At 29.2% G+C, this 12882-nt stretch carries 15 protein-coding genes; all 15 read left to right on the top strand.

What is annotated here, in order from left to right; all coding sequences use genetic code 11:
* On the top strand, positions 1–524 hold a 524-nt coding region (gene tyrS, locus RYK99_RS07945; protein WP_314991614.1), incomplete at its 5' end, for a tyrosine--tRNA ligase.
* A gap of 36 nt (positions 525–560) precedes the next feature.
* Positions 561–1235 carry a ribose-5-phosphate isomerase RpiA gene (rpiA, locus tag RYK99_RS07940; protein WP_314991612.1) on the top strand — a complete coding sequence of 225 codons (675 nt, stop codon included), beginning with the start codon at positions 561–563 and terminating at the stop codon, positions 1233–1235.
* A 17-nt stretch (positions 1236–1252) separates the two neighbouring features.
* Complete coding sequence (locus tag RYK99_RS07935; protein ID WP_314991610.1) at positions 1253–2290, top strand: hypothetical protein; 1038 nt, start codon at positions 1253–1255, stop codon at positions 2288–2290.
* A gap of 123 nt (positions 2291–2413) precedes the next feature.
* Entirely contained in the window at positions 2414–3325 is a 912-nt protein-coding gene (locus RYK99_RS07930) for a hypothetical protein (RefSeq protein ID WP_314991608.1), read from the top strand.
* A gap of 154 nt (positions 3326–3479) precedes the next feature.
* Entirely contained in the window at positions 3480–3797 is a 318-nt protein-coding gene (locus RYK99_RS07925) for a metal-sulfur cluster assembly factor (protein ID WP_003147395.1), read from the top strand.
* A gap of 189 nt (positions 3798–3986) precedes the next feature.
* Positions 3987–4547, top strand: coding sequence for a DUF402 domain-containing protein (locus RYK99_RS07920; RefSeq protein ID WP_314991607.1), 561 nt, complete (start codon positions 3987–3989; stop codon positions 4545–4547).
* Entirely contained in the window at positions 4534–5346 is an 813-nt protein-coding gene (locus RYK99_RS07915) for an NAD kinase (protein WP_314991605.1), read from the top strand. The genes RYK99_RS07920 and RYK99_RS07915 overlap by 14 nt, the downstream gene beginning before the upstream one ends.
* Positions 5339–6220 (top strand): RluA family pseudouridine synthase, encoded by an 882-nt coding sequence (locus RYK99_RS07910; RefSeq protein ID WP_314991603.1) that lies wholly within the window; start codon positions 5339–5341, stop codon positions 6218–6220. The genes RYK99_RS07915 and RYK99_RS07910 overlap by 8 nt, the downstream gene beginning before the upstream one ends.
* Positions 6221–6506: 286 nt before the next feature.
* Positions 6507–7415, top strand: coding sequence for a cysteine synthase family protein (locus RYK99_RS07905; RefSeq protein WP_314991601.1), 909 nt, complete (start codon positions 6507–6509; stop codon positions 7413–7415).
* Entirely contained in the window at positions 7415–7945 is a 531-nt protein-coding gene (gene cysE / locus RYK99_RS07900) for a serine O-acetyltransferase (RefSeq protein WP_271987438.1), read from the top strand. Before RYK99_RS07905 ends, cysE begins: the two co-directional genes overlap by 1 nt.
* Before the next feature lie 91 nt (positions 7946–8036).
* Complete coding sequence (locus RYK99_RS07895; protein WP_314991599.1) at positions 8037–8744, top strand: HAD family hydrolase; 708 nt, start codon at positions 8037–8039, stop codon at positions 8742–8744.
* 222 nt (positions 8745–8966) lie between these two features.
* On the top strand, positions 8967–9698 hold the full coding sequence (locus RYK99_RS07890; RefSeq protein WP_271965598.1) for a rhodanese-like domain-containing protein: 732 nt from the start codon (positions 8967–8969) through the stop codon (positions 9696–9698).
* A gap of 154 nt (positions 9699–9852) precedes the next feature.
* Entirely contained in the window at positions 9853–10671 is an 819-nt protein-coding gene (locus tag RYK99_RS07885; RefSeq protein ID WP_314991595.1) for a rhodanese-like domain-containing protein, read from the top strand.
* Between the two features lie 135 nt (positions 10672–10806).
* A complete protein-coding gene (locus RYK99_RS07880; protein ID WP_314991593.1) occupies positions 10807–12297 on the top strand; it encodes a TIGR04282 family arsenosugar biosynthesis glycosyltransferase in 1491 nt (496 codons plus the stop codon).
* Positions 12298–12307: 10 nt separating this feature from the next.
* Positions 12308–12862 carry a TVP38/TMEM64 family protein gene (locus RYK99_RS07875; RefSeq protein WP_314991591.1) on the top strand — a complete coding sequence of 185 codons (555 nt, stop codon included), beginning with the start codon at positions 12308–12310 and terminating at the stop codon, positions 12860–12862.
* The last annotated feature ends 20 nt before the right edge of the window (positions 12863–12882 follow it).

Genomic DNA, 12882 nt, shown 5'->3' with positions numbered 1-12882 from the left:
CAACACCATATGAATTCTACCAATTTTGGTTCAATACTGCGGATACAGAAGTAGTACCAGCTCTTAAAAAATTCACTTTCTTAGAAAAAGACCAAATTGAAGAATTAAGAGAAAGTTCAGAAAAAGAACCACACTTACGTCTTGCTCAAAAAGCATTAGCTGAAGAAATGGTGAAAATTGTTCACGGTGATAAAGCATTAGAAAGTGCATTAAACATTACAAAAGCATTATTCTCAGGAAACATTAAAGAACTAACTCACGATGAATTAAAAGCAGCTGTTAAAGGTATGCCGAAATCTGAACTAGAGAAAAAAGACTATAATATCGTAGACTTCTTAGTTGAAAGTAAACTAGTTCAATCAAAACGTCAAGCTCGTGAAGATGTAAACAATGGAGCTGTTTATATTAATGGAGACAGAATTACTGATTTAGAGTATGTTGTAGAAGCTAAAGACAGACTTGAAGATAACTTCACTGTACTTAGACGTGGTAAGAAAAAATATTTATTAGTAGAATATAAATAATTTAAAAGTAACATATACATAAAGAGGGGAACCGAAATGAATCTAAAAGAAGTTGTTGGTAAAAAAGCTGTAGAATATGTAAAAGATGGTATGATCGTTGGTTTAGGGACAGGTTCGACTGTATTCTATTTTGTTCACGCACTAGCCGATAGAGTAAAAGAAGGATTGAATGTAGAAATGGTATCAACGTCAATTCAAACAGTTGAACTAGCTAAGAGCTTGGGTCTTACAATTAAAGAATTAGAAGAGATTGATCACATTGATCTTGCTGTTGATGGAGTAGATGAAATTGATAAAGATTTTAATGCGATAAAAGGCGGAGGAGCAGCATTATTTAGAGAAAAAATAGTTGCTGATATTGCTCGTGAAGTAATCTGGATCTATGATGAGAGTAAAGATGTAGAAAAACTTGGGAACTTCAACCTACCTGTAGAGATATTGCCATTTGGGTATAGTCATACTATAAGAAAAATGGAAGAAGCGGGCTTAAATCCGGTATTAAGATTAAAAGATGGAGCTACTCTTATAACTGACAACAATAATTATATTGTAGATTTACACTTGGGATATGGATTTGATATAAAATCTGTAAAAGAAAAACTTGAAAGTATAGTTGGAGTGGTAGAGCATGGTCTATTCTTAAACATGTGCAAACTATGCATAAAAGGAACAGAAAACGGAGCTGTAATTATAGAAAATCCAAATAAGTAAGGGAGTGAGGGGGAGTTATGAAGAAAAGTTATTTAAGAGGTACAAGGTTAACATTATTCTTTGCAATATTGTTTGTTTTGTTAAGTATCTCATCGACCAAAGTACTTTATGATGATAAAACGAAATCACCAGAAGCTCAGTATAAAGCAGGAAAACAATTCGAAAAAGGTAGTGGGACTACTTTTATTAAGGTAGAAGCTCTGGAAGAATTAGATATTACAGATGACAGCCTAAGTGCTGATCAAAAATTCTATATGCTTCAGCATGAACATGGTTTTGTAATATTAAAAGGTTCTAAGGAGGATGTTAAGAAATTAATTCAAAGTAATGATATACCAAATGAAAAAATTATAGATTTAAAGGATAAAAATATTTATTCTCGTATTAGTACCACCTTTGAAAGAGGTAGTAAGGGGAGAAAGAATATTTCCCCAGAATTAAAAGAAAAATTTAAAAATGCTGCAGCGCATAGTTTAATAATTGGAAACAGAGTTTCAGATATTCTCAAAGAAGTTGGAATAAAGCAAAGTATAGATGATTATTCAAGTAAATTACGTGAAAAACCATTTCTTTCTAGTTATTATTTAACAGTACCCGGTAAAGGATATTATATCGGAACTTATGGAGCGGAAGTAGTAATTCTTCTTATTACATTTTTCTTAATTAAATCTGTAATAAAAAATATTAGAAAAAATAAAGCTGAATACGAAGAATTATTCATTGAATATCCAGAGGCAGAACGAGATTTAGATATTTTAGTACGTGAAGCAAAATATATAAATAAAAAATTAAAGGTTTTAATATACAAAGATGCACTAATATTATACGGTAGAGGTTTTAATTTCCAATTATTATCAGGTTTTTCAAAGGTAACTTTTGATAGAGAAACTCGAAAAGGTAGAGTTGTAAGTTATATAGCACACTTCCACAATAATTTTGAAACAGATGAAAAAGTAAAAGTCTGCTCGAACTATAAAAATTCAAGAGAAGATATTGACGAATTAGGAAAAACATTAAAACAAACCTTTGGAAAAACAGTAAGATATAATTTTTGATAAAAAATATAACAATATTAGAATGCTAAGATAATACATGTAAATATAGTATACTAGGATATTTTAGAAATTTATAAGTATAATTATAGAGAAACTAAATAATAAAGGAAGTGAAAGGGAGTTATGAAGAAAAGTTATTTAAGAGGGACAAGGTTAAAAATATTCTTGGCTATAATCTTGGTTTTTGTTAGTTTGATTGCTATTAGAGCTTCATATAATAGTTACACAAAATCTGCTGAAACGTTTTATAATGAAGGTGATCAATTCACGGGGAATTATTCCGGATATACTTATATTAAATTAGAGGCTTTAGAAGAACTAGATATAGTAGATGAAAAACTAGCCAATGATGAAAAATTTTATATGGTTCAACACGAACATGGTTTTGTAATATTAAAGGCTACAAAAGATGATATTAAGAAATTAATTCACAGTAGTGATGTACCAGAGGGGAAAATAATAAATGTAAAAGATAAACATCTTTATTCTCTTATCGATATAATAGAAGAAAAAGGAAGCAAAGGAAGAACTAATATTTCTTCTGAATTGTTAGATAAATTCAAGGCTGCTGAAGGACATAGTACTTTGATTAACGGTAGAATTTCAGACGTATTTAAAGAACTAGAAGCAATCAGAACAACAGTTAATTATAAAAGAAAATTACAAGAAAAACCTTTTATTTTTAATGTTTATATAAAAGTATCTGGAACTTTATATTATTTAAGTACGTATGGATTGCCTGCGTTTATTGTTTTGGTTACATTATTTTTAATTAGATCTATAATAAAAGAAATTAGAAAAGCTAGAGATGAATATGAAGAATTATTCATTGAATATCCAGAGACAGAGCATGATGTAGATATTTTAATACGAGAAGCAAAATATATAAATAAAAATTTAAGAGTTTTAATATATAAAGACGCATTAGTATTTTATGGAGGGGTGTTTAATTTCGAATTATTATCAGGATTTTCAAAGATTACTTTTAGCGATGTAAGAGATTCAAAAGGTAGAGTTACCGAGTATACAGCATAGTTCCATAGAGTCTTTGAAACTGATGAGGTAGTAAAAATTTCTTCAAATTATAATAGCCTAAAAGTAGATATTACTGAATTAGGAAAAATATTAAAAGAAGAATACGGAAAAGAAGTAGAATATGATTTTTAAGAATAAGGAAGAGGTGTAACAAATGGAAACATTAAAAGATAGAGTAATAGAAGCGTTAGAAAATGTAATAGACCCTGAGCTTGGTATCGATATAATGAACCTAGGACTAGTGTATGATGTTAAGATGAGTGATGATAATAAGCACGCTATAGTTGATATGACTTTAACATCAATGGGATGTCCTTTAGCTCCTATTATCATCGAGCAAGTTGAGACAGCAATGCTTGGTGTTGATGAGATAGAAAAAGTAGATGTAAATATAGTTTGGGAACCAGCATGGACAAAAGATAAAATGTCACGATATGCTAAGATTGCTCTAGGGGTAATAGATTACGAGTAAAATATAAATACAAAAAGCAATTTCAAAATTGATTTTAAAAAGAATTTTGAAGTTGCTTTTTTGTTATTAAAAAAACAGAGATTCATTAGTTTTAGAAATTTACAAAAAAATAGTTATTACAGTAGAATGAAATATATTAAATATGTTATAATTAAAAAGACATTAAAAATGAGTATGAAAGGAGGCACTATGTATAGAGGAGAAAAGCCTAAAAAAGGTGATGTAGTAAAAATTATAGCGTATAAACATGATGGATCTATTCATAGAATTTGGCATAAGAATGTTGTACTAGAAGCGGATGAACAAGTTCTAATTTTAGCAAACAACAGAACTCTTGTTACAGAAAGTGATGGAAGAACATGGGTTACAAAAGAGATAGCACTAGTTTATTTTCATAATGAATGTTGGTTTAATATAATTTGCATGTTTAGAGAAGATGGCGTTCATTATTATTCGAATTTAAGTAGCCCATTTGCGTATGACGTAGATGGAGTAAAATATATTGACTATGATTTAGATATAAAAAAATATCCAGATGGAAAATATTTCCTACTAGATGAAGACGAATATAATCAAAATAAAGCACGTTATCAGTACGGAGAAAAAATAGATAAAATATTAAAATATAATGTAAACAAACTTCAAGAATGGATTGATAAAAATCACGGAGCGCTTGCACCAGATTTTGCAGATGTATGGTTAGAAAACTATGAAAAAATGATGGGTGAAGATCAAAATGTTAGAAGGTAAATTTAGTGTAGAAGTCAGACAAGACGAGATATCAGAAAAGATAGGTTTGAAGTTAAAAGAGTTTCTTCTATCTAGTGATATGAAAGAAGATAAAGAGAATCCTGATTATGTTTTTGCCGTTGGCGGAGATGGAACAGTGCTACGAACATTTAATAAGTATATGGATAATTTAGATAATATAAAATTTTTATCTATTCATACAGGACACTTAGGATTTTATACAGACTACTCAGTTCAAAATTACGAAAGAATCTTTTTTGATATGTTAGCTTTAAAACCGAAAATTGAAGAATATCCTTTATTGAGAGTAAAAGCATATTGTTCAAATGGAGATTTAGTTTCAGATTATTATTCTTTAAATGAAATTACAGTTAATAATCATACTGGAAGCACATATTCAGCTAAGGTGTATATTAATGGTGTGCACTTTGAAAGTTTTAGAGGAGATGGGCTATGTATTAGTACGCCTACAGGTTCAACTGCATATAACAAGAGTCTAGGTGGAGCGGTAATTCACCCACAGTTACCATTGTATCAAGTGACCGAAATCGCAGCATTAAATAATCTTGTTTATAGAACATTAGGAAATCCTTTAATATTATCTCAAGATGATGAACTTATGATTAAACCGATAGATAAGGAAAATCATCGTATTACAGTAGATCATATGCATTTTAATTATGACAGTGTTTCAAAAATAAAAATTACTTTAGCAAAGGATAAGAAAGTTTCTTTTATTCGTTATAATGACGATAGTTTCTGGCAACGAGTGAAGAGATCATTTATAAAAAATGACTAATATTATTTTGAAGTATGTAGTTAAAAATGAACAAGTTTTAAGAGAATTTCTTTTGGAAAACAATATTTCAAGAAAAACTCTTACGAGAATAAAGTTCGATAATGATGGCAGTATAAAAGTAAACAGCAAGGAAGAAAATGTTAGATATATCTTAAAAGAAGGCGATATTGTAGATATTACACTTCCTAGTGAAAATTATAGAGAATTTGTTAGATTTATAAATAAACCTATCGATATTGTGTATGAAGATAACTATTTTTTAATTGTGAACAAAGGAGTTAATCTTCCTTCAATACCATCTAGAAATGCTGAAGACGAATCTTTATTAGAAAGAGTAAATTACTATTTTAGAAAAAGTAATTTAAATTCAATTCCTCATATAGTAACGCGTCTTGATAAAAATACATCAGGTTTAGTATTAATAGCTAAACATAGACATATTCACGCATTATTTAGTAATATGGAGATAGATAAGTATTATACTGCGTTAATAAATGGAAAAATAGAACAACATGGAATAATTGAGGCACCTATACGTCGAGTAAGCTCTAGCATTATAGAACGTGAGGTAGGAGAAGATGGAGAGTATGCCAAGACTGAATATTGGTTAGAAAAACATAATCTCAAAAATAACGTTAGTATTGTTAAACTAAAACTGTATACAGGAAGAACTCACCAAATAAGAGTGCACATGAAATACTTAGGGTATCCACTTTTGGGTGATGAGTTGTATGGTGGAGATGTTAGCTTAATAAGTAGGCAAGCACTCCATTGCAGTAACTTAGCGTTTATCCATCCTATTTCTGGAGAAAAAGTAAATGTATGTACAAATTTACCAGATGATATGAGCAATATAATTAAACATAATGAGTAATTATTTTTACTTGTTATGTTTTTTATTTTATTATTTTCAGTTATATATTTTAGCGATATTGTAGTAATTTATATAAATAGTTATTAGATTAAATACATTATAAATTTGAATTTTATAGATATTTGATATTAGTATTATCATATTTTTAAAAAATTAAATAATAAAATAGAAATGAAAACGATAAAAAAAGTCAGATTAATTACTTTATTTTCATTAAGAACTTATGTTATAATTTTATTCAAATAACAAAAGTTATTTATTATAAAGTCAGAAGAGGAGGGATTTTATGATTTCATCATCATTAAAATTCGTGGGTAACACACCCGTATATCAACTAGATAACACAAATATTTTTGTGAAACTAGAAAAATATAATCTAGGAGGAAGCGTTAAAGATAGAGCTGTGCTTGGTATGTTAGAAGAAGCTATTTCTCAAGGTGCGGTTAATAAAGATACTATCCTTGTTGAGCCAACTAGTGGTAATACAGGTATAGCTGTAGCTATTTTAGCTTCTGTTTTAGGATTAAAAGCTGTGGTAATTATGCCAGAAAGCATGAGTATTGAAAGACGTAATATTATTAAAGCATATGGAACACAATTAATTTTAACACCAAAAGAATTAGGAATTAAAGGTTCGATCGAAAAAGCTGCAGAAATTCGTGGAAAATATAGCAATGCTATTTCTCTAAGTCAATTTGATAATCCTGCTAATCCAGGATATCACCATAAAACAACAGGACGTGAAATATTAGAACAAGTACCTAATATTGATATCTTTGTTGCTGGAGTTGGAACTGGAGGAACATTTACAGGTGTTGCTAAATATTTAAAAGAAAATAAACCAGAAGTATTATCAATTGCTGTAGAACCAGCAGAATCACCAGCTATTAGTGAAGGACACGGAGGACCACACAAAATCCAAGGAATTGGAACAGGATTTATTCCAGAAAACTTCAAAAAAGACTATATGGATGATATATTTACAGTAACAAGTGATGAAGCAATAGAAGAAACTAAAAACTTCTTACGTTCTACTGGAATAGGTATTGGTATTTCATCAGGAGCAGCAATAGTTGGTGCTAAGAAAGCAGCTGAAAAATACCCTGGTAAAAATATTGTAACTATCTTACCTGATGGGGTTGATAAATATTTATCTGTCCTTGATTTCGAAGATGTTACACATGTAGAAGTGTAATGGGTTATTTTGAGAATTTAAATTACAATTTAAATCGAGTTTTAAAAGACGATCCTGCAGCGGAGTCGAAACTAATGATTTATCTTACATATCCTCACATAAAAGCTCTAAATTATCACTACTTTTCACATAAATTATATAAAAAAGGATGGCATACAATGGCCCGTCTTTTGTCAAAAAGGGCGAGAAGATTGACTGGAATTGAAATACATCCTGGAGCAAAAATTGGTAAAGGATTATTTATCGATCATGGAATGGGAGTAGTAATAGGAGAAACTGCAATAGTTGGAGATAATGTGACTATGTATCATGGAACTACTCTAGGTGGAACTACATTAGATCCCATAAAGAGGCATCCTACTATTGGAGATAATGTTATGATAGGAGCAGGGGCAAAGGTTTTAGGAAATATAACAATAGGAAAAAATTCTAAAATTGGAGCAAATGCAGTAGTAAAACATAGTGTTCCAGATGGAACTATAGTTTATGAAGCAAGGCCTGTAGTAAGATATTTAGAAGAAGATAAATAAAAGCTAAATTCCAAGTGGTTTTACTTGGAATTTAGCTTTTTCAAATGTACAATATAGATTATATTCATCATTAAGAATGGAGGTGAAATTGATGACTAAGATAAAAAATTTAATTTTTGATTTAGATAATACTTTATATGATTTTAGTAATATATGGAAAAAATCTAATAGACTAGTATTTGAATATTTAGAATATGATAAGTTGATTAGCTATGATGAGTTTTTTAAATTATATAAGAGTATCAATAATAAATTAGCAGAAGAAGTAGTTCAAGGGAAATTAAGATTGATAGAGCTTAGAAATAAACGCTTAAAATTAACTTTGTCAAAACTTGGTGTGGAACTAAGTGATGAAGATTGTAAGTTTTATTATGCCAAGCAATTTGAATTTATCTTAGCATTGATAGAACCTGATGAAGAGGTGAATATGTGGATAGATAAATTAAAAGAAAAATATAATATGATTATCTTAACTAATGGGAAGTCGCAGGAACAAAGGTTAAAATTGAAAAAATTAGGCTTAGAAGGAGTTTTTAAATTATATATTTCAGGAGAAACTCATATAAGTAAACCGAAAGAAGGAGCTTTTTTAAATGTTCTTGAATCTGAAGGATTATTACTTGAGGAAACGATGATGATAGGAGATTCATTATATCATGATATAAAACCAGCTAAGAAATTAGGTTTAAAAACATGCTTGATTGAGAAAAAATGGCATTTTGATGATGAGTTAAAAGTTTATACAGGATATAAAGTTAAGGATATAAAACAATTTTTTACAGAATTAGACAAGTTATAAAAATATTATTATTTTTCTGAATATAACAAAAGTATAAAAAAAATAAGGTATTAAATAAAGTTTATAAATAGTTTTATTTATAGGCTTTATTTTGTTTTTATGTAAAGTTAAAACTTTGATAAAAAAGTAAAATATTTCTTTGTTTTTCTAATTTGTAATGTTGATTGAATGAATTTGATTTGTTATACTATGTATGAAAGCAATAACAAAGGAGTTAAAATTATGAAATACAATAAATTATTAGTGGTCAGTATGGCAGCCGTATTATCTTTATCTTTAGCAGGTTGTTCTTCAGCTTCGAATAGTAGCTCAAGCAGTAGCAATGGGACAGTTGCTGTAAAAGAACTAAAAGGGGAAGAATTAAATAAAATAGAAAAAGATGACAAAGAAAAAGAAAAATATCTTGTTATCGATGTAAGAGACGCTAATGAATATAAAGAGGGGCATGTAAAACATGCTATTAATATTCCATTAGCTGATATCGAAAAACATGCAGAGCACCTAAGTGCATGGAAAGATAAAGAAGTAGTAACAGTTTGTAATACTGGTAAGAAAAGTAAAGAAGCTGCTGATAAACTTGTTAAAGCAGGATTCAAAAAAGTTTCTAATGCACAAGGTGTCAAAGATTATAAAGACTATGAAATAGTTAAATTTACAACATTATTAGCAAGTGACTTCCAAGCAGCAATTGACAAAAAAGAAGGAACATTTATCGATGTTCGCGAAGCAAAAGATTATGAAAAAGGGCACGTAGCTGGAGCGAAAAATATTGATGTTAAAAACATTGATAAAGACCTAGCAGCATTATTACCGGCAGATAAAAATGCACCAGTTTATACATATTGCTATAGCGGTAACCGTTCTTCAAAAGCAGCACAAAAAGCTGTAGAACTTGGTTATACAAATGTGTATAACGCATGGGATGGTACAAAAGAACACGAATACAAATTCTAAGAAATATTGTAAAAAAAGAGTAAAAAATAAAATTATTTATTAGGAAAAAAATTATTTTTAAGTTATACTAATAGAAGACGAGGTTCTACATAAATACACAAAAAATTTAAGGTACTACCTTGTCTTTTATTAAATAAGGAGAGGAAGAAGATAAATGAAATATAATAAGTTTTTAGCTGTAAGTATGTCAGCAGTGTTATCATTAGCTTTAGTAGGATGTTCAACTACTTCATCTGCAAAAGAATTGAAAGGTGAAGAGTTAAACAAAATTCAAAAAGACGATAAGGAAAAAGAAAACTATCTAGTTATTGATGTAAGAGATGAGGCGTCTTATAAAGAAGGGCATCTTAAACATGCAATTAACATTCCATTGTCAAAAATAGATAAAAGTATAGAAGAAATTCGTACATGGAGAGAGAAGAAAGTAGTTATTTATAGTGATAAATCTGATAAAACAAAAGATGCTATAGAAAAACTAACAAAACAAGGGTTTAAAGATGTTTCTGGAGCTCAAAATTTAAAAGATTATAGTTATGATCTTGTAAAATATTCATCATTAAGTAGTGGTAAATTCCAAGATGCATTATTAGATACAGCTGCAAACAATGTATTCTTAGATGTAAGAGATAAAGCTGATTTTGAAAAAGGACATGCAGCAGGTGCTAAAAATATCGATGTTAAAAAATTGGATGATTTAAAATCAATTTTACCAGAAAACAAAGAATTACCAATATATGTGTATAGTTCTACAGGTAATAGTTCTTCAGTAGTAGCTCAAAAACTTATTGATTTAGGATACAAAAATGTATTTAATGCAATTGATGGAACTAAAGAGCACAGTTATAAATTTGAAATTGCAGATTGCTGTAAAGATCCAAGTGACGCAGTAAAAGGTGCAGAGCATAAGGAAGGTCATGAAGGACACAATCACTCTTCAGATAAGAAAGATGATCATTCAGGGCATAATCATTAATATTTAAAGTACAGGGTGACTCAAAATTGAAATTTCAATTAGAAATATTGTTATTGAGTCCCCCTTTTTTATATATAATATCGATCGTAAATTTAGAATAATTTTAGAGATTAAATTAAAGGAAAAGTTTCAGAAATGAAAAACAAAATAATATTTTTTACAAGAGTACCTAAGGTAGGTACAACAAAAACAAGGTTATATGACTTTGTTTCACCAGAAAATGCTATCGAAATTCAAAAAAAATTAATGAAGTTGAATTATAGACTTTTAAAAGAAAGTGGAGAAGAAGTAATAGTTTATCACGATGGTCAGATTAGTGAGGATAATACGATGAAGGATATTCTAGAAAATAGAGAATTTTCTTATCAAGAAGGAAAAACACTTGGTGACAAGATGTATAATGCTATTGAACAAGAATTAAAAACTAGTGACAAGGTGATTTTACTAGGTTCTGATATCTATAATTTAAAAAAAGATATGATTAATACTGCTTTTGAGAAATTAGATAATTTTGATATTGTTATAAACCCTAGTATTGACGGTGGGTATTTTTTAATAGGTATGAAGAATGCCATTAAAGAAGTATTTGATCTTCCTAGTTATGGAGATAACAGTGTTTTAGAGAATCTGCTTGCTGTTTGTAAAGAACAAGGATTAAGTTATTATTTAGGTAAAAGTGGACTTGATATAGATACAAAAGAAGATCTTTTATTTGCGGAAACAGGTTATAAGAATATTAAGTTACTAGGTGCAGGAGAATATAATATTAACTTTATCTTTGACGATAGAGATTTGAAAAAAGTTCTTAGAATAAATATGAAGAGCCAGATGAATCTTAAAAATCAAATAGAGTATGAATATGAGACTCTGCAATTATTGAAAGATAGTGGAGTTACACCAAAACCTTATAAATTAGTGACGGAAACAAGTTTACTGCCATATAAATATTTGACGATGGAGTTTTTAGAAGGTAGAGCACTTAATTATAAAACAGATATGCATATTGCAGCTTATTTATTAAGTAAGGTACACAATACACCATATGGTGACAACAATTTAATCAATGCAGCAAATCCATTCCAACTTATGTTTGATGAATGTAAACAAATGGCAGGTGAATATTTAGCTTGGGATAAAGCTGATGATAAGGTTAGCACCTACGTCAAATCTTTCTTAGATAAATGTTTAACTCTTATACCTGAGAAGTATAATATAGCTAATCCATGTATTATAAATACCGAACTAAATTCAGGGAATTTCTTAATTGGAGAAAGAAAAGAAGATAGTTATGTTATTGATTGGGAAAAGGCATTAATAGGAGAGTGTGAACAAGATTTAGCTCACTTTCTAGCGCCGACGACAACATTTTGGAAGACTGATATTATTTTAACGAAAGAAGAAATTGATGAATTCCTAGAAGAGTATAATAAATATCGCACTTTTGATCGAGAGAGATTTGAAAGGTATTTAATATTTAATTGTCTAAGAGGTGTGACATGGTGTAGTATGGCGTTTAGACAGTATAGTGAAAATGATAAGATGCTGATGGATGAGACTACATTAAAAAAAATAGCTTCATATATTGAATTAGAATTTTTAGAAAAAGTATCAGCATACTTTAAATAGGAGGAGAGTAATGACTGAGTTTATTCAAAGTTTTGGTGTTTTAGCACCAATAATTTATGTATTAATGTTTATGTTCTTACCGGTATTTTTCTTTCCGGTACCGATTCTTGCTGTTGCTGGTGGAGTAGCGTTTGGTTTTGTTGAGGGAAGTTTACTAACTTTCGTTGGAGCTTCATTAAATTGTTATATTATGTTTGTAATTTCTCGTCGTTTTGGACGCGAATGGGTGAAAAACTACCTTAAGAAAAAAATGACACCGAAGCAACATGATAGAATTTTTAATGTTGGTGATGAGAAGTTGATGATGAGTCTAGTAATTTTGAGACTTATTCCTTTAGTGCCATATAATATGATAAATTATGGATATGGTTTAACTAATATAAGTTTAACAAAATATATGATAGCGAGTGTACTTGGAATAATTCCAGGAACAGTAGTGTTTTTAAACTTCGGAGCTACAAGTACAAATGTCTTTAGTAAAGAGTTTTTAATAGCATCATTATTAGTAATTTTATTAACGGTTGGTTCTATCTACTTATCTAAATTAGTAGAAAAAAGAGAATAACAAAAGAAATCTGCAAATGA

Source organism: uncultured Gemella sp., assembly GCF_963537375.1.
Classification (GTDB): Bacteria; Bacillota; Bacilli; order Staphylococcales; family Gemellaceae; genus Gemella.
This window is presented reverse-complemented; position numbering and strand designations above follow the sequence as displayed.

Bases quoted from the DNA above. Each gene is read 5' to 3' on its own strand.
- RYK99_RS07895 (WP_314991599.1), top strand. From the start codon at position 8,037: ATGACTAAGATAAAAAATTTAATTTTTGATTTAGATAATACTTTATAT.
- RYK99_RS07915 (WP_314991605.1), top strand. From the start codon at position 4,534: ATGTTAGAAGGTAAATTTAGTGTAGAAGTCAGACAAGACGAGATATCA.
- rpiA (WP_314991612.1), top strand. From the start codon at position 561: ATGAATCTAAAAGAAGTTGTTGGTAAAAAAGCTGTAGAATATGTAAAA.
- RYK99_RS07920 (WP_314991607.1), top strand. From the start codon at position 3,987: ATGTATAGAGGAGAAAAGCCTAAAAAAGGTGATGTAGTAAAAATTATA.
- RYK99_RS07930 (WP_314991608.1), top strand. From the start codon at position 2,414: ATGAAGAAAAGTTATTTAAGAGGGACAAGGTTAAAAATATTCTTGGCT.
- RYK99_RS07875 (WP_314991591.1), top strand. From the start codon at position 12,308: ATGACTGAGTTTATTCAAAGTTTTGGTGTTTTAGCACCAATAATTTAT.
- RYK99_RS07885 (WP_314991595.1), top strand. From the start codon at position 9,853: ATGAAATATAATAAGTTTTTAGCTGTAAGTATGTCAGCAGTGTTATCA.
- RYK99_RS07905 (WP_314991601.1), top strand. From the start codon at position 6,507: ATGATTTCATCATCATTAAAATTCGTGGGTAACACACCCGTATATCAA.
- RYK99_RS07880 (WP_314991593.1), top strand. From the start codon at position 10,807: ATGAAAAACAAAATAATATTTTTTACAAGAGTACCTAAGGTAGGTACA.
- cysE (WP_271987438.1), top strand. From the start codon at position 7,415: ATGGGTTATTTTGAGAATTTAAATTACAATTTAAATCGAGTTTTAAAA.
- RYK99_RS07925 (WP_003147395.1), top strand. From the start codon at position 3,480: ATGGAAACATTAAAAGATAGAGTAATAGAAGCGTTAGAAAATGTAATA.
- RYK99_RS07890 (WP_271965598.1), top strand. From the start codon at position 8,967: ATGAAATACAATAAATTATTAGTGGTCAGTATGGCAGCCGTATTATCT.
- RYK99_RS07910 (WP_314991603.1), top strand. From the start codon at position 5,339: ATGACTAATATTATTTTGAAGTATGTAGTTAAAAATGAACAAGTTTTA.
- RYK99_RS07935 (WP_314991610.1), top strand. From the start codon at position 1,253: ATGAAGAAAAGTTATTTAAGAGGTACAAGGTTAACATTATTCTTTGCA.